This window comes from Telluria sp. ZB2R32, from assembly GCF_059685715.1.
On record NZ_JCASIG010000006.1, the window covers coordinates 298,898 to 314,609 of the forward strand.

At 66.3% G+C, this 15,712-nt stretch carries 17 protein-coding genes; all 17 read right to left on the reverse strand.

The window, feature by feature from the left end:
• Positions 1-247: 247 nt before the first annotated feature.
• Positions 248-1,927, reverse strand: coding sequence for an AMP-binding protein (locus AC56LG_RS18910; RefSeq protein WP_497167607.1), 1,680 nt, complete (start codon positions 1,925-1,927; stop codon positions 248-250).
• A 106-nt stretch (positions 1,928-2,033) separates the two neighbouring features.
• Positions 2,034-2,582 carry a hypothetical protein gene (locus tag AC56LG_RS18915; protein WP_497167608.1) on the reverse strand — a complete coding sequence of 183 codons (549 nt, stop codon included), beginning with the start codon at positions 2,580-2,582 and terminating at the stop codon, positions 2,034-2,036.
• 8 nt (positions 2,583-2,590) lie between these two features.
• Positions 2,591-2,884: an RCC1-like domain-containing protein gene (locus AC56LG_RS18920; protein ID WP_497167609.1), complete on the reverse strand. Its 294-nt coding sequence runs from the start codon at positions 2,882-2,884 to the stop codon at positions 2,591-2,593.
• 82 nt (positions 2,885-2,966) lie between these two features.
• Entirely contained in the window at positions 2,967-4,634 is a 1,668-nt protein-coding gene (locus tag AC56LG_RS18925) for a 4Fe-4S binding protein (protein ID WP_497167610.1), read from the reverse strand.
• Between the two features lie 88 nt (positions 4,635-4,722).
• Entirely contained in the window at positions 4,723-5,430 is a 708-nt protein-coding gene (locus AC56LG_RS18930) for a DUF3306 domain-containing protein (protein ID WP_497167611.1), read from the reverse strand.
• A gap of 8 nt (positions 5,431-5,438) precedes the next feature.
• Positions 5,439-5,879: a DUF3305 domain-containing protein gene (locus tag AC56LG_RS18935; protein WP_497167612.1), complete on the reverse strand. Its 441-nt coding sequence runs from the start codon at positions 5,877-5,879 to the stop codon at positions 5,439-5,441.
• Positions 5,876-6,583 (reverse strand): hypothetical protein, encoded by a 708-nt coding sequence (locus tag AC56LG_RS18940; RefSeq protein ID WP_497167613.1) that lies wholly within the window; start codon positions 6,581-6,583, stop codon positions 5,876-5,878. Before AC56LG_RS18940 ends, AC56LG_RS18935 begins: the two co-directional genes overlap by 4 nt.
• The gene (locus tag AC56LG_RS18945; RefSeq protein WP_497167614.1) at positions 6,580-7,041 is read right to left on the reverse strand and encodes a hypothetical protein; all 462 of its coding nucleotides are present in this window, start codon (positions 7,039-7,041) and stop codon (positions 6,580-6,582) included. Before AC56LG_RS18945 ends, AC56LG_RS18940 begins: the two co-directional genes overlap by 4 nt.
• A gap of 7 nt (positions 7,042-7,048) precedes the next feature.
• Entirely contained in the window at positions 7,049-8,134 is a 1,086-nt protein-coding gene (locus AC56LG_RS18950) for a formate dehydrogenase subunit gamma (protein WP_497167615.1), read from the reverse strand.
• Between the two features lie 9 nt (positions 8,135-8,143).
• The gene (locus AC56LG_RS18955; protein WP_497167616.1) at positions 8,144-8,362 is read right to left on the reverse strand and encodes a hypothetical protein; all 219 of its coding nucleotides are present in this window, start codon (positions 8,360-8,362) and stop codon (positions 8,144-8,146) included.
• The gene (fdh3B, locus tag AC56LG_RS18960) at positions 8,359-9,042 is read right to left on the reverse strand and encodes a formate dehydrogenase FDH3 subunit beta (RefSeq protein WP_497167617.1); all 684 of its coding nucleotides are present in this window, start codon (positions 9,040-9,042) and stop codon (positions 8,359-8,361) included. Before fdh3B ends, AC56LG_RS18955 begins: the two co-directional genes overlap by 4 nt.
• A gap of 22 nt (positions 9,043-9,064) precedes the next feature.
• Positions 9,065-11,884 (reverse strand): formate dehydrogenase subunit alpha, encoded by a 2,820-nt coding sequence (locus AC56LG_RS18965; protein ID WP_497167618.1) that lies wholly within the window; start codon positions 11,882-11,884, stop codon positions 9,065-9,067.
• A 19-nt stretch (positions 11,885-11,903) separates the two neighbouring features.
• Positions 11,904-12,137: a twin-arginine translocation signal domain-containing protein gene (locus AC56LG_RS18970; RefSeq protein ID WP_497167619.1), complete on the reverse strand. Its 234-nt coding sequence runs from the start codon at positions 12,135-12,137 to the stop codon at positions 11,904-11,906.
• A 19-nt stretch (positions 12,138-12,156) separates the two neighbouring features.
• On the reverse strand, positions 12,157-12,861 hold the full coding sequence (locus tag AC56LG_RS18975) for a TorD/DmsD family molecular chaperone (RefSeq protein ID WP_497167714.1): 705 nt from the start codon (positions 12,859-12,861) through the stop codon (positions 12,157-12,159).
• A 110-nt stretch (positions 12,862-12,971) separates the two neighbouring features.
• Complete coding sequence (locus AC56LG_RS18980) at positions 12,972-13,148, reverse strand: DUF2474 family protein (protein ID WP_497167620.1); 177 nt, start codon at positions 13,146-13,148, stop codon at positions 12,972-12,974.
• A complete protein-coding gene (cydB, locus tag AC56LG_RS18985) occupies positions 13,094-14,101 on the reverse strand; it encodes a cytochrome d ubiquinol oxidase subunit II (protein WP_497167621.1) in 1,008 nt (335 codons plus the stop codon). The genes AC56LG_RS18980 and cydB overlap by 55 nt, the downstream gene beginning before the upstream one ends.
• A 1-nt stretch (position 14,102) precedes the next feature.
• Entirely contained in the window at positions 14,103-15,566 is a 1,464-nt protein-coding gene (locus AC56LG_RS18990; protein WP_497167622.1) for a cytochrome ubiquinol oxidase subunit I, read from the reverse strand.
• Positions 15,567-15,712: the final 146 nt, after the last annotated feature.

Below are 15,712 nucleotides of genomic sequence, written 5' to 3' on the forward strand. Positions count from 1 at the left end.
ATTACCATTATGGTACGTTTCCGGCGCCTGTGCAGCACATGAGTTGCCTGCGGCGAAAAAAAGAACCTGCCGATTACCTGCCGGGTAATCGCCAGCGGCACATTCGCTGCGGAGAATGGGACCCGTCGCCTGCACCTGACCCATGTGAAACGTCATGCCCACGCACCCGCACGTACCCGCGGGCATGCCCGCCGTTCCGGCGCGTGCAAACCCCGCCATCAACGGCGCGCCCCACCCGTCGGCAAGCTCAACCGCCCAGCTCTTCCTCGCGAAACTCGACGCCCGTACCCGGCACCGTATCCCGCACCGCCTCCTGCTTGCGCAACTCCACGCGCCGGATCTTGCCCGAAATCGTCTTCGGCAATTCGCGGAACTCGATACGGCGAATCCGCTTGTACGGCGCCAGCCGCTCGCGTGCAAAGGCGAAGATCTCGCGCGCGAGTTCGCGGCTCGGTTCGACGCCCTGGCGCAGGGTGATGAAGGCTTTCGGGACCGACAGGCGCAAAGCATCCGGGCTCGGCACGATCGCCGCTTCCAGCACCATTTCGTGCTCGACCAGCACGCTTTCCAGCTCAAATGGACTGATCCGATAATCGCTCGACTTGAAGACGTCGTCGTTGCGGCCGACGTAGAAATAATAACCGTCCGCATCGATCTGGGCGGTGTCGCCGGTGTGGTAGAAGCCGGTGCGCATCACGTCGGCGGTCTTTTCCTCGTCGCCTTCGTAGGCCAGCATCAGGCCCAGGGGTGCGGGATCGAGCTTCACCGAAATCTCGCCTTCCTGCGCCGGCGCGTCGTCGATGTCGAGCAGCGCGATGGAATAGCCCGGCAGCGGGCGCCCCATCGAGCCCGGTTTTACCAGCTGGCCGGGCGGATTGCCGATTTGCGCGGTGGTCTCGGACTGGCCGAAGCCGTCGCGGATGCGGATGCCCCAGGCGCGCTCGACCTGCTCGATGACTTCGGGATTGAGCGGCTCGCCCGCCCCGACCAGTTCGCGCAGCGGCGGCTGCCATTGGGTCAGGTCTTCCTTGATCAGCATGCGCCAGACCGTCGGCGGCGCGCACAGCGAGGTCACGCCGCAGCGCTGCACGGTTTCCAGCGCCGCCTTGGCGCTGAAACGTTCGTAGTTGTAGACGAACACGGTGGCGCCAGCGTTCCAGGGCGCGAAGAAGCAGCTCCAGGCGTGCTTGGCCCAGCCCGGCGAACTGATGTTCCAGTGGACGTCGCCCCGTTGCAGGCCGATCCAGTACATGGTCGACAGGTGCCCGACCGGATAGCTCTGGTGGCTGTGCAGCACCAGCTTGGGTTGCGCGGTGGTGCCGGAAGTGAAATACAGCAGCAGCGGATCGCTGGCGCGGGTTTCTCCCTTGGGTGTGAACACGCTCAGCACGCGCCGGCAATCGTCGAAATCGTGCCAGCCGTCGATGCTGCCGCCGACCGCGATGCGGGTGTAGTTGCCGCTCACGCCCTCGAACTTGTGGGCCTCGGACACCTGGACGATGACGTGGCGCACGCGGCCGCGTTCCATGCGGTCCTGCAGGTCGGCGGTCGAGACCAGCATCGTGGTCGGCACCAGCACCGCGCCCAGCTTGATCCCGGCCAGCATGATTTCCCACAGCTCGACCCGGTTCGGCAGCATCAGCAGCACGCGGTCGCCGCGTTCGACGCCGCATTGCTGCAGGTATTGCGCCACCTGGTTCGAGCGCGCCGCCATGTCGGCAAACGAAATCTTCTGTTCGCGCCCATCCTCCTCGACCACCCACAATGCCGGGGCATGGTTGTCCTTTGCCTCCTGGTCGAAGAAATCGAGCGCCCAGTTGAAGGTGTCGAGTTTCGGCGCCCGGTAGTCGCGGTAGGCGGTGTCGTAGTCGGTACGGTGCTGTTGCAGGAAGTCGCGGGCCTGGACGAATCGCTGGTATGGGGTCATGTTGTCTCCTGTGCGCTGATGACGGTGGCCGGGCCATGCTCGCACACTGCGCGCTGGCCTCTGTTGTCTGTTTGCGCACATTGTGCCATGGGTTCCCCGCGACGGGCTATTGCGCTCCGCCCGCCGCGGCGGTACAGGTGAATGCATAGGATGTCGACGTCGGCACCACGCTGCCGCTGCGCATGTCGATCATGCCGCGCGTGACCATGTATTGACGACCCTTGTCCGCCATGCCGAGCACAGTCCCGGGCATCTTCTTGCCGGCCATATTCGTGCCGAGACGGGTACCGGCGGCAGCCAGCGCGTCGGTAAATTCGTCGAGGCTGGCGTTGCAGATTTCGCCCTGGATCACCATGACCCCGAAGCTGCCCGCGACCGTGACGTTCTGCAGGCAGGCCCCGCCCAGCCGTACCGGGCCGGCCAGGCGCTGGCCGGCGTCGCCGGGGAGCGTCTCGGTCGATGCGTTCAGCCAGGCCAGCGCCGCGGTGCGCGCGGCGCTGGCCGCGCCTGAGCTATCGCAGGACAGCAGGCGCAGCTTATTTGCGTCCAGCGTGGCGTCCAGCGCGGCGTCGGCGGCCAGCGCCATGCCGCCGGCAGCCGCCAGGGCGCAGGCCAGGCAAGCCCGGCGCAGGAATGCGTGTGTCGATCGTCGCATCGATGCTCTCATCGTGAGGTAGCGGCCGGCTGGCGCGCGCACAGGTCCGCAGGCGCAGCCAGCCCGGGGTTGATCAGGTTCAGGAAGCCCTGCCCGTCGCCGAGCGCGACCGGGACGAAACTGGCGACCCTGGAGGACTTGTCGCCCGGTACCGTCGTACCGTACATGTTGTCGCCCATCGTGCAGACGAAGCCGTCGGACCTCAAGGCGAGGTTGTGGTAGCGGCCGGCGGAAACGGCAGGCTGCGCCGCCGCGGGCAGCGTGCAGGCCATGCAGGCGAGAATGGTCAGGAGTCGGCGCAAGGCGATCACGAAAGCGATGACGAAATGGAAACATCCATCCTATCATCGTTCTATGCGGAAAAACCGCCCTGTCCGAAAATCCTCAGCGCGGCCGGCGCAGCGGCACGCTCAGTTCGCCCTCGGGCTTCATCATGTCGATCACGCGGCAGTCGCCGCACATTTTGAGGCGGTCGAGGTTGCCGGCAAAGGCGCTGTGGCCTGCCAGGCGCCCCACCATGTTTTCCACCATGCGCAGGGTGCCGAAGGCCTTGTTGCAGCGGATGCAGTGGAAGGGTTCGGTTTCGTTGAGCACGACGGTCTGCTTGCGCAGGTCGCCGAAAGCCATGCGCGGCACCAGCGCGATCGCGTTTTCCGGGCAGGTGTTGGCGCACAGGCCGCATTGCACGCAGTTCTGTTCGACGAAGCGCAGTTGCGGCGCCGTCGGCGTGTCCATGATGGCCGAGGTCGGGCAGGCGCCGACGCAGGCCATGCACAGGGTGCAGGCGTCCTTGTTCACGGCGATGGCCCCGAACGGCGCGCCGGCCGGCAGCGGCACCGCCTGCGGCTGCTGGCGCGCGTGGCGGAACAGGTGGTCGAGCGCATAGTCGAGCGTGTTGCGCTTGTCCTGGGCCAGGTTGAAGGTGGCCGGCTGCGCCGGGGTCTCGCCGCGCGGCGCATGGCGCAGGGCGGCATCGAGCTCTTGCGGGCTGGACGCGCGCAGCAGCTGGAAATGCGGACCGGCGTAGCCAAGGCCGTCGAGCACGGTCTGGGCGACTTCCATCTGGGTGCCGAGGGCGGCCGCATACTGCGGTGCTTCGGCGTTCGTCATCAGCACCGTGATCCCGGCCGCGCCATAGGTGAGCGTCGCCAGCCACAGGTCGATACCGGTCGAGGCAGTGTGATGCAGGGCCAGCGGAATCACCCGTCCCGGCATCGCACCGGTGGCCGCCACCGCCTCGATCAGCGGGGCGCCGCCTTCGCCGTGCAGCAGCAGGACCGGGTCTTGCCCGCCGGCTTCGGCATACGCCTGCAGCGCCGCCTTGATGCGGCTGCCGGTATGCGCCGTCGACGGATAGGCGTAGCGCATTGCCCCGGACGGGCAGACCGTGCCGCAGGCGCCGCAGCCGGCGCACAGGAAGGGGTTGACCTTGACGCGGTCGCCGTCGCTGGAAATCGCCTTGGCCGAACAGATCTCGATGCAGGCGTTGCAGCCGACCTGCTTGTTGCGGCTATGGGCGCACAGGCGCTCCTTGTAGGCGAAATACTTCGGCTTTTCGAAGTCGCCCGTCATCTCCATCATCTCGACGACGGCGGCGCGGCGGTCCGCTTCTTCCATGCCGGGCGCGTAATAACCGTGCGGATGCTGGTGGGTGGAAATAAGGGGACTCGGGCTGAGGTCGAGCACGAGGTCGAACTTGCCCTGCTCGACCGGCTGGTGCGGCGCCTGCCAGCGCGCCTCGAAGGCGCCCAGCCAGCCGGCGACGGCGACGGTGCGCGCCACGAAGACCGGATAGGGGCGCGCGCCGACGTCGACGTTATCGAGCAAGACGAGCGTGACCGGCAAGGCGGCGGCCAGGTGGTCGGCCCAGGCCAGGGCTTGCAGCGAGCTGCCGACGACGAGGGTGCGGCCGGCCGAGCGGTAGCTGACCGCGACGCCCGGTTCGGGCGCGGCGATGGCGTCGGCCGCGAAGATGGCGGCGGTCTTGGCAAGGGCGTTGCGGCGTTCCTGCAACGGATCGTCGGCCTGCCCTTCCAGAAATCGGATGTTCATTCTTTACCTTGGGGAATAATGCGCTTTGAAATAATGCGGGAATCGTGCTGATCGGGCTAGGGTACGATGTCGCCCGGCCTTGGACCAATTATAGGTGTGCCTCTGCATTGTGCGCGCGCCCGGCCGCGGGCGCAATGGCAGCGTCGCCGGGAGCGGCAGCGTGCGGCGGCTGGGCGACGCCCGAAGTGTCCGCCACGGGCGCGCCGGCGGCCAGATCCTCCAATTCGGCGTCCTGCATCGCTTCGTCGTGGGTTGCGTCGTCGGGCGTCGCATCATTGGGCACCGGACCGGCGGTAGCCGGGTCGTCCCCCGCGGCGAGCACCGCTTCTTCGTCCGGCACGGGCACGGCCTGCGCTTGTGCATCGAGCGCGCTCAGGCGTGCGATTTCCTCCTGCACCTCTTCCGGCCGGCGCAAGGCGCTGCGCGCATGCTGCAGTCCCGCCAGCATGGCCGCCGACATCGGGCTCGGCTTGTTGTAGTCGTCCATGTACATGTCGAGCCGGTCCATCACGTTGAAGTGCGGATCGGCGAACAGCTTCTTGAGTGCGAGGCGGCGCACGTCCTTGTCGACGCCCTGGCCGACGAAGGCGGAAAAGTCGGACTGCGGGGTCAGGCGCGCGGCGTCTTCGAGGGTCGGCGCCGGCGGCGCCTCGGCGTGTACGGACGCAGGCGCAGGTGCCGCCGCCGGCGCAGGGTCCGGCACGGGTTGCGGCGCAGGCTGCGGTACCTGGGCCACGGCCTCGGGCGCGCTGGCCTTGACGCGCGCCCAGCGGCGCAGAAATCCTTCTTCGGGCATGCGCTTCCTTAACCGTGCTGGCGGCCGCGGCGCGGCTTGGGCGTGTAATGGTCGCGCAGGTAGCCGGCCACCCAGGCGTAGATTTCGGCCGGCATGGTCACGCCGTCGGCCGCTTCGCCGGAATCGAACATGCGCGTGCCTTCGACATAGCTGACCGAGGCGCGCGCCGGCATGGCGCGGCCCTCTTCCATGCGCCACAGCACGAAGATTTTCGATTCGGGCGCCATCACGTTTTCGTAATAGCCTTCGTTCTCGTCCGTGTACAGTTCGAGTTCCAGGCCCGAGACGAGGTAGTAGTCGCGCTCGGGACTTTCGCTCAGGATCTGCAGGCGCGGCAGGTCGCCGCGGTCCGGCACCACGCCCACCGCCGCCCACGACTCGTCAGCCCAGCGGTGCTGCAGCGTGCGGCGCTGCATGATCACCGCGATGGGCATGCTGGCCATCTTCATCGGTTGTTCACTTCTTTGGCATTGCCCCTGTCGACCGCCGGCGAAGCGCCTTTGGGCATCGAGCCGGTCTGCTGCGTCTTGACGTCGGCGCTCGGCGTGGCGGTGCCGTGCTTTTCGCTCTTGATCGGCACGTTGGCCGACTGCAGTGCCTGCGCACTGCGCGGGGCGGCGCCGTTGCCGGGCGAGGCCGCGGCATTCCCGGCCGGGGTGCCGGTCAGGGTGTTGGCCGAGACGCCGGTGGCCTGGGGCGCGACGCCGGGCATCGGCCTGCCGGTGGTGGCCACGCCGGTGACCTGGACTGCAGCCGGGACGGCGCCGCTGAGCGGCTTGCCGACCGTCGCCGCCGCCGCGCCAGCAGGGCCCGGTGCGGGGACGCCGGCCGCGGCAACGCCGGCGGACGGCGTACCGGCCACCGGGGCGCCCGGCGCAGCGGCGGCCGGCGCGGCGGCGATCGCCACCGGCGCATGCGTGGTCCAGCCCTTGCTGGCGGCATTCGAACGCCAGCGCGCGCTGAGCGCATCCATCGACGCAGTCAGCTGTTCCTTGGCCTTGGCCGCCTGCGCGTCCGCGGCTTGTTTCTTCGCGGCGGCCGCCTGTTGTTGCTCCGGCGTTAATGCCGGTGCCGGCAGCGCGGCCAGCGCCACGCTGCTGCCGGTGCAGGCGGCGATGGCCAGCACGCGCATGAGTAGTCGTAACCGCATCATTTATCCCCTGTGAGTGTGCCGGGTGCCGCGGCCGGCTTGCTGTCCTGATTGGTCGCGGTGCCGCTTCCCACAGGTGTCACACCCGCAGCAGGTGCATTCGCGGGCGCCTTGCCATTGTCGCCCAGCGGGTTGTTACCGCCTTGAATGGCGCCGCTTGGGTCGGTGATCCCGCGCGAAGGCCCCTGTCCTGTTTCCGTGACGGTGCCGCCCAGGGCGGCGCCGCCGGTGTTGCCACCGGAACCGCCGGCAATGAATGGACTGCCGCCGCCATAAACGGCATTTGTCTCCGGCTTCGGACTGCGCGCAATGATCTGTCCGCTGGTCAGACCACCGGCCGTGACCTGGCCCGGGAACTTGGTCTGGATCACGCCGTCTTTGGCATCGGTGTGGCCGCGGTCGCAGCCGGCCAGCGCAGCGCAGGCGGCGACCAGGCCAATGGCAAGTGTAAATGCTTTCATATCGACCTCAATGTGCAGGACCGGGAGTAGGACGGGGCGCGGCCGGTGGCGCCGCGTCCGGGCGCACGCCCCCGCCTGGCGCCGCACCCGATTTCACGTCTTCGTACCACAGCGCGTGGTGCGCCTTGGCCCAGTTTTCGTCGACGCTGCCTTCGCGCATGGCCTGGTAGGCGCCGGGCGAACCGTAGGTGCCGAGATAGATGTGGCCCATCGCGCCCACCATGTACACCGTGGCGCCGGCGATGTGCAGGTAGTTCGCCACCTGCAGCACGTAGCGGGTCTGGCCGAAGGTGACGAAGTCGAGGATCAGGCCGGTGACCGACATCACCAGGCCGAGCATCACGACGCCGCCCCAGAACCAGGTCTTTTCGCCGGCATTGAAGAAGCCGGCCGGCACGTGCTTGTGCGAGACGAGGCCCCCGCCCGCCTTGACCCATTGCCAGTCGATGCGGTTGAAGAAGTTACGGCGCAGGAAGGTGAAGAACATCAGGATCGAGCACACGATGAACAGCGGCCCCACCACGTTGTGCACGTACTTGGAAATGATCGCGACCCACGAGAACACGGTATGGCCCATCCACGGCAACATGATGTTCTTGCCGAACATGATGATGATGCCGGTGATCGACAGCGCGATGAAGGTGTACGCCGTGGCCCAGTGCACGTTGCGCTCCCAGCCGTTGAAGCGGGTGATGCGGCGCCCGGTGGGCGACGGCTCGAGCGCAGGCGGGCGGAAGGCGCGGTAGAACACGAAGATCAGGAAAGGCACGACCAACAGGATGGTGCCGGTGGCCAGGGCGATCGGGCCGTTGCGCAGGGTGCGCCAGGTATTGCCGCCGCGCTGGACGATGACGTTCGCCTCGGTGGTGCCGTACTGGCCCAGGAAGTGGCGGTCCATGTGGACCTTGCCGGAGGCGGCGCTGCCGAGTCCGGGTTCGCGCAGGCGCGAATCGGCTTCCACCTGCAGCATGGTCTGCTCTTCGGCATAGGCCGGGACGGCATCCTTGTTGGGCACCGCCGCCCAGGTCGCGGGCAGCATCAGCGCCAGCATCAATGCGCAGAAGATGCGCACAATGTCGATTGAAGATCGCATGGCTGGCTCCTAGGGGTTGGCGCGGTTGTACTCGTTCTGCTGGTTGTTGCGATTGATGATCGCAGCACTCCAGGAGAGCCTGTCGTTGTGGAACAGCGTCTGGAAGTGGCGCGTGTCGTGCTTGCCGGCGTACTCCCCCTTGATCCATTTCGGATGCTGTTCGACTTCCAGGCAACCGCTCAAGGCCAGCGCCAGCGGCAGTGCCGCAAGGATGTTCATTCGCTTCATGTCGGAATGCTCCCAGGATCGTTCTGGCTGGCGCCAGGTTGCTGGTTCACGCGCGGCAGGTCGCCGGTCGCTTTGCGCGGGCCGCCGCGCTTGTTCGGACCGTAGGCGATCTTCCAGCCCCACAGTTCCGGGCCGTAGCCACGCGTCTCGACGCGCTGGCGGTAGATGTCGGCGATCAGGTTGGCCTCGCCACCCAGCAGCGCCTTGGTGCCGCACATCTCGGCGCAGGCCGGCAGCTTGCCCTCGGCGATGCGGTTGCGGCCGTACTTCTTGAATTCCGCTTCCGAGGTGTCCGGTTCCGGACCGCCGGCGCAGAAGGTGCACTTGTCCATCTTGCCGCGGTGCGCGAACAGGCCCGTTTCCGGGAATTGCGGCGCGCCGAACGGGCAAGCCAGGCTGCAGTAGCCGCAGCCGATGCATTGGTCCTTGCTGTGCAGGACGATGCCGTCTTCGGTGTGGTAGATGCAGTTGGTCGGGCACACCGCCAGGCACGGCGCATCGGTGCAATGCATGCACGCGATCGACACCGAGCGTTCGCCCGGCACGCCGTCGTTGATGGTGACGACGCGGCGCCGGTTCACGCCCCACGGCGTTTCGTTTTCGTTCTTGCATGCGGTAACGCAGCCGTTGCAGTCGATGCAGCGTTCGGTATCGCAAATAAACTTCATCCTTGCGGACATGATTCTCTCCTGTCTGTATCTATCAGGCGCGCACGATGCGGCACAGCGATACCTTGGTTTCCTGCATCATCGTGACGGCGTCGTAGCCGTAGGTCCAGCCGGTATTGATCGCCTCGCCGCGCACGGTCGGCGCGCCATCCTCGGGGTAGTGGCGCTCGAGATCCTCGCCCATCCACCAGCCGCCGAAGTGGAACGGCGCCCACACCATGCCGACCGGCACCCGTTCGGTGACCATCGCCATCATTTTCAGGCGTGCCCCGGTCGGGGTCTCGACCCAGACGAAGTCGCCCACCCGGATGCCCCCCTGCGCCGCATCGTTCGGATTGACTTCGACGAACATGTTCTGCTGCAGCTCGGCCAGCCACGGATTCGAGCGCGTTTCCTCGCCGCCGCCCTCGTATTCGACCAGGCGTCCCGAGGTCATGATCATCGGGAAGTCCTTCGAGAAATCGATGTCCTGCACCGATTTATACAGCGTCGGCAGGCGCAGGAAATTCGCCTTGTCGTCGTAGGTCGGGTACTTGGCCACCAGGTCGCGCCGCGGCGACAGCAGTGGCTCGCGGTGGGTCGGGATCGGGTCCGGGAAGTTCCAGACGTTGGCCCGTGCGCGCGCATTGCCGAACGGCGCGCAGCCGTGCGCGATGACGACCCGGATGATGCCGCCCGACGGGTCGGTCTTCCAGTTCTTGCCCTCGGCCATGGCCTGTTCCTGCGGCGTGAGCTCGGCCCACCAGCCCAGCTTTTTCAGGAACACGTGGTCGAATTCCGGATAGCCGGTATCGAGTTCGGAATCCTTGTTGGTCGAGCCGTCGGCCGCCAGCAGGGTTTCGCCGTTGTGTTCGACGCCCCAGTTGGCGCGGAACGGCAGGCCGCCCTCGGCCACCGACTTGCTGAGGTCGTACAGGATCGGCGTACCCGGGTGCTTCATTTCCGGCGTGCCCCAGCATGGCCACGGCAGGCCGTAGTAATCGCCCTTGCAGGGACCGGACTCGGCGCGCAGCGTGGTCGGGTTGAAGGTGTGCTTGTTCTCCATGTGGAGTTTCAGGCGCTCGGGCGAGCAGCCGGTGTAGCCGATGGTCCAGACCGAGCGGTTGATCTCGCGCAGGATGTCTTCGATGACCGGTTCGTTGTGCACCACCTTGATGTTCTTGCAGAGTTCGTTGTGGAAACCGAACTTCTTGGCGAACAGGTACATGATCTCGTGGTCGGTCTTGCACTCGAACAGCGGCGCAATGACGCGTTCGCGCCACTGGATCGAGCGGTTCGAGGCCGTGCAGGAACCGTGCGTCTCGAACTGCGATGCCGCCGGCAGCAGGTACACGCCGTCGGTACGGCCATGCATCGCCGCCGTCATGCTCGGATACGGGTCGATCACGACCAGCATGTCGAGCTTCTGCATGGCCGCCTTCATGTCGGGCAGGCGCGTCTGGCTGTTCGGCGCGTGGCCCCAGTAGATGCAGGCTTTCAGGTTCGAGGGCTGGTCGACGTATTCGTTCTGTTCGTTGACGGCGTCGAACCAGCGCGACACGGTGATGCCCGGCTTTTCCATCAGTTCCTTCGAGCCGAAGCGCGACAGGATCCAGTTGTAGTCGACGCCCCAGGCGGCCGCGAAATGCTTCCACGAGCCTTCGGCCAGGCCGTAGTAGCCCGGCAGCGAATCGCCGTTGGGACCGACGTCGGTCGCGCCCTGCACGTTGTCGTGGCCGCGGTAGATGTTGGCACCGCCACCGGGCTTGCCGATATTGCCCAGCGCCAGCTGCAGGATCGAGAGCGCGCGCACGTTGGCGGTGCCGACGTGGTGCTGGGTGATGCCCATGCACCAGACCACCGACGAGGGACGGTTCTTGGCCAGCATTTCGGCGGCCATGCGCACCGACGCTTCCGGTACGCCGGTGATGTCGGAGACCTTATCGGGGGTCCACTTCGCCACTTCCTTGCGCACGTCGTCCATACCGTAGGTGCGCGCGGCGATGTATTCCTTGTCTTCCCAGCCGTTGTTGAAGATGTGCCAGAGGATGCCCCAGACCAGCGGGATGTCGGTACCCGGACGCACGCGCACGTAATGGTCGGCGAAGCGCGCGGTGCGGGTAAAGCGCGGGTCGACCACGATCATCTTCGCGCCCAGCTCTTTGGCGTGCAGGAAGTGCAGCATCGAGATCGGGTGCGCCTCGGCCGGGTTCGAGCCGATGAACATCACGGCCTTGGTGTAGTGCAGGTCGTTGAACGAGTTCGTCATCGCGCCGTAGCCGAAGGTCTGGGCCACGCCCGCCACCGTCGTCGAGTGGCAGATGCGCGCCTGGTGGTCGCAGTTGTTCGAGCCCCAGAAGGACATGAACTTGCGCAGCAGGTAGGCTTGCTCGTTGTTGTGCTTCGAACTGCCGATCAGCATCAGCGAATCCGGACCGGCTTGCTGGCGCAACTGCAGCAGCTTGTCGCCGATCTCGTTGATCGCCTGGTCCCAGGACATGCGCACGTATTTGCCGTTGACCAGCTTCATCGGATAGCGCAGGCGGTGTTCGCCGAAGCCGTGCTCGCGCACCGAGGCGCCCTTGGCGCAGTGCGCGCCCATGTTCAGCGGCGAATCGAAGGCCGCTTCCTGGCGTACCCAGACGCCGTTGCTGACCATCGCATTGACCGAGCAGCCGACCGAGCAGTGGCTGCAGACGGTGCGTTTCAGTTCGACTTTGGCGGGCTCGGCCGCGGGATCGGCAGCCTGCGCCGGTTCGATCACGTTCAAGGGCAACTGGCGCGCCAGCGCACCGGCGCCGGCTGCGACGCCGGCACCCACCAGGAACTTGCGCCGTTTCAGGCCTTTGTCGCTTGAACTTTTTATTAAAGACATGACTGCTCTCCGGGGTCGCTCACCAGTAGGCGGCGGTTTTGTAATAGGTACGAATGTGCTCGGTTTCGTGGTAGCCGCGCTTGACATCCGGCTTCGCTGCCTCGACCGGCGCAATCTCGGGCTTGGCCTCGGCGCCGCCGGCCACCACGGCCAGCGCGCCCAGCGGCGCGGCCTTCAGGAAGCTGCGGCGCGACGGGTCGGGATTCGATGCGGAAGCTGCTGCGGCCGCTTGGTTGTCTTGCTGCTTGTCCATGGGGTCACCCTCGGTTCGGTTAAACATCGGAAGCGTCCTCGACGGCAAACGCTTCGGATTCGATTGCCAGCAGCGCGGCGGCGAACGCCGCGACCAGCCGGTAGAAATTGGCGCCGGCGGCCTTGTCCATGTCGGCCAGGCAGCGCGCATACCAGGGCGCGATGCGCGCTTCGAAAAACGCTTTCTGCACGGCCAGGGGCTGGCGCCGGATCCCGGGACCGCCCGCGATCAGCACGCGCATCGTCTCGCACAGCGCGCCCAGGTGGTCTTCGGACTCGAACACGCCGCGCACGCGGCCGATGCCGAAGCGCGCCAGGTCGGCGCGCAGCTCGGCCAGCGGGGTATCGTTCATGAAGCCCGACAGGTAGAGCGAGCCATATGGATTCAGGGTCGGCGTACCGCTGCTGACGAAAAGCAGGTCGAATTCCTCGGCCACGGCATCGGCCTCCGTCACGCCGGCGGCAATCACCAGGCGCTCCCAGGCGTCGGCCAGCCGGTGGTCCTCGCCGTTCGACTCGATCGGGTCGGCCGCGGCGAGGCCGGCCAGCAAGGCCGTGTCGGGCGGCGCCAGCAGCAGGCGCGCCGCCAGTGCGTACAAATCGCTTCTTGCCTGGTCTTCGGGAGTGAGCGGCAGCGCCACGGCCACCGTGGCGCCGGGGCGGACAACTTCATGCGCCGTGAAAGGAAGGGGACTCGATGGAGGAGTTGTTGATGCTGACTGCATGGACACGTGGTGTGCTCCGTTAATAAATCTTCATCGAAAGTGTATTCTCTCGTCCGCCAAACGCGCGCACGTTTGAACGCGCCTGCATATGTTGGGCGGATACCGACAGGTCAGCGCATGCCGGCAGCATGCATGACGGCGCGGATTATAACTGCAACCAGCCAAAGCGTGAGGACCCCGCCGCACCAGAGGGCGGCCATCCAGAGTAGCTGGCGCAGCATGGGCCTCTTCATTAGTGATACCCCGCGTCCGCTTTGACCTTGCCGCGGAAGACCCAGTACGACCATACCGTGTACATCAGGATGACCGGCAGGATGAAGAGCGTGCCGACCAGCGCGAAGCCCTGGCTGGCCGGCGGAGACGCGGCTTCCCAGATCGTGATGTAAGGCGGAACGATGTGCGGCCAGATGCTGATCGCCATGCCGGTGTAGCCCAGGAAGATCAGCGCCAGCGCGGCAACGAAGGGCCAGCGGTGCGGATTGTTCCTGAGCGAGCCGAGCAGGAGCGCGATCGAGAGCAGCACCAGGATCGGCACCGGCGCCAGGAACACGATGTTGGGGAAGGTGAACCAGCGGTCGGCCACGGCCGGGTCGCGCAGCGGCGTCCAGATGCTGATGATGACGATGCTGGCTAATAGCATGACCGCGAACGGCCGCGCCACCTGCACCATGCGGTTGTGCAGGTCGCCCTCGGTCTTCATGATCAGCCAGGTGCTGCCCAGGAGCGTGTAGGCGATCATGACGCCGACGCCGGCCAGCAGCGGGAACGGCGCGATCCAGTCGAGCGCGCCGCCGGCATAGCTGCGTCCCGACACCGCGATACCGTCGAGGAAAGCGCCGAGCGAGACGCCCTGGAAGAACGAGGCCACCACCGAGCCGCCGATAAAGGCCTTGTCCCACAGGTGGCGCCGGTGATCCTTGGCCTTGAAGCGGAATTCGAAGGCGACGCCGCGAAACACCAGGCCGACCAGCATGAAGATCAGTGGTAAATACAGCCCGGTCAGGATGATCGAATAGGCCACCGGGAAGGCCAGCAGCAACCCCTCCCCGCCCAGCACCAGCCAGGTTTCGTTGCCGTCCCAGACCGGCGCCACGGTATTCATCATGGTGTCGCGGTCGCGCTTCTGCTTGACGAACGGGAACAGCATGCCGATGCCGAGGTCGAAGCCGTCCAGCACCACGTACATGAAGACCGAAAAATAAATGATAACGGCCCAGATGACCGAAGTATCGATGCCCATCTCATGGTCCTTTCGGGTCGAGTGTCATGCCGGCGCCGCCGTGGCCGCTCGTATCGTCGTCGTCATTTCCCACGTCGGCCGCCGACAGCGGCCGCATCGGCGTGCGCCCTTCACCCGGCCCGCCCTCGGTGGCGCGGTGCAGCTCGAAAGCTTGCGGCCCCTTCTTCATCATGCGCAGCACGTACAGCGTGCCGGCGCCGAACACGAAGAAGTAGGAGACGACGAAGAGCGCGAGCGTGAGCGCCAGCGGCCCGGCGCCGTGCGGCGAGACGGCGTCGGCCGTACGCAGCACGCCGTACACCACCCAGGGCTGGCGCCCGACCTCGGTCGTGGTCCAGCCGGCCAGGATGGCGACCAGGCCCGCCGGCCCCATCCACAGGGCGGCATGCAGGAAGGGGCGGTAGGTGAAGATGCGCCCGCGCTTGCGCAGCAGGAAGCCCCAGGCGCCGAGCGCGATCATCAACAGGCCCAGGCCGACCATCAGGCGGAAGCTCCAGAACACGATCAGCGAATTGGGCCGGTCTTCGCGCGCGAATTCCTTCAGGCCGGGGATCTGCCCGGTCCAGGAGTGGGTCAGGATCAGGCTGCCCAGGTGCGGGATACCGACGGCGAAACGGGTTTTTTCCGCCTCCATGTCCGGTATGCCGAACAGCAGCAGCGGGATCGCCTCGCCCGGCTCGTTCTGCCAGTGCCCTTCCATCGCCGCCAGCTTGGCCGGCTGGTGCTCGGCGGTATTGAGGCCGTGAAAATCGCCGATCACGGCCTGGATCGGCGCGACCAGCAGGATCATCCACATCGCCATCGACAGCATCTTGCGCACCGCCGGGTTGTCCGTACGGCGCAACAGCTGCCAGGCGCCGACCGCGCCGACGATCAGCGCCGTGCACAGGTAGGCCGCCGCCACCATGTGCAGCAGCCGGTACGGGAACGAGGGATTGAAGACGATCGCCAGCCAGTCGGCCGGCACCATGCGCCCGCCCTCGATGGCGTAACCCTGCGGCGTCTGCATCCAGCTGTTGGCGGCCAGGATCCAGGTCGCGGAAATCAGCGTGCCGACCGCGACCATGCAGGTAGCCATGAAATGCAGACCGGGGCCGACCCGGGTCCAGCCGAACAGCATCACCCCAAGGAAGCCCGCTTCCAGGAAAAAGGCGGTCAGCACCTCGTAGGCCAGCACCGGTCCCATGATGGAACCGGCGAATTCGGACATGTAGCTCCAGTTGGTGCCGATCTGGTAGGCCATCACGATGCCCGAGACCACGCCCATGCCGAACATGACGGCGAAGATCTTCAGCCAGAAGTGGTACAGGTCGACATACACCTGGCGCTTGGTGCGCAGCCAGGAAAACTCGAGCACGGCCAGGTAACTGGCCAGGCCGATGGTCACCGCCGGGAACAGAATGTGAAACGACATCGTGAACGCGAACTGCACGCGTGCCAGGTCCAGTGCCGATAGGCCAAACATGGGTGCTCCTCATTCGCTGTGGGTGTCCAGAATCTAGCATGGGCCGGGGCGCGCACAATTGGCATTTGCCCCGATCGCGAAAAGATGGGATTGCGCGACAGTCCGGTCTATAATCGCGCGTAACCCACCTTCCCCTCCTTTCCCTT

Bases quoted from the DNA above. Each gene is read 5' to 3' on its own strand.
- AC56LG_RS18975 (WP_497167714.1), bottom strand. From the start codon at position 12,861: ATGCAGTCAGCATCAACAACTCCTCCATCGAGTCCCCTTCCTTTCACG.
- AC56LG_RS18980 (WP_497167620.1), bottom strand. From the start codon at position 13,148: ATGGTCGTACTGGGTCTTCCGCGGCAAGGTCAAAGCGGACGCGGGGTA.
- AC56LG_RS18950 (WP_497167615.1), bottom strand. From the start codon at position 8,134: ATGCGATCTTCAATCGACATTGTGCGCATCTTCTGCGCATTGATGCTG.
- AC56LG_RS18965 (WP_497167618.1), bottom strand. From the start codon at position 11,884: ATGTCTTTAATAAAAAGTTCAAGCGACAAAGGCCTGAAACGGCGCAAG.
- cydB (WP_497167621.1), bottom strand. From the start codon at position 14,101: ATGGGCATCGATACTTCGGTCATCTGGGCCGTTATCATTTATTTTTCG.
- fdh3B (WP_497167617.1), bottom strand. From the start codon at position 9,042: ATGTCCGCAAGGATGAAGTTTATTTGCGATACCGAACGCTGCATCGAC.
- AC56LG_RS18925 (WP_497167610.1), bottom strand. From the start codon at position 4,634: ATGAACATCCGATTTCTGGAAGGGCAGGCCGACGATCCGTTGCAGGAA.
- AC56LG_RS18970 (WP_497167619.1), bottom strand. From the start codon at position 12,137: ATGGACAAGCAGCAAGACAACCAAGCGGCCGCAGCAGCTTCCGCATCG.
- AC56LG_RS18935 (WP_497167612.1), bottom strand. From the start codon at position 5,879: ATGAAGATGGCCAGCATGCCCATCGCGGTGATCATGCAGCGCCGCACG.
- AC56LG_RS18915 (WP_497167608.1), bottom strand. From the start codon at position 2,582: ATGCGACGATCGACACACGCATTCCTGCGCCGGGCTTGCCTGGCCTGC.
- AC56LG_RS18940 (WP_497167613.1), bottom strand. From the start codon at position 6,583: ATGATGCGGTTACGACTACTCATGCGCGTGCTGGCCATCGCCGCCTGC.
- AC56LG_RS18945 (WP_497167614.1), bottom strand. From the start codon at position 7,041: ATGAAAGCATTTACACTTGCCATTGGCCTGGTCGCCGCCTGCGCTGCG.
- AC56LG_RS18930 (WP_497167611.1), bottom strand. From the start codon at position 5,430: ATGCCCGAAGAAGGATTTCTGCGCCGCTGGGCGCGCGTCAAGGCCAGC.
- AC56LG_RS18910 (WP_497167607.1), bottom strand. From the start codon at position 1,927: ATGACCCCATACCAGCGATTCGTCCAGGCCCGCGACTTCCTGCAACAG.
- AC56LG_RS18955 (WP_497167616.1), bottom strand. From the start codon at position 8,362: ATGAAGCGAATGAACATCCTTGCGGCACTGCCGCTGGCGCTGGCCTTG.
- AC56LG_RS18990 (WP_497167622.1), bottom strand. From the start codon at position 15,566: ATGTTTGGCCTATCGGCACTGGACCTGGCACGCGTGCAGTTCGCGTTC.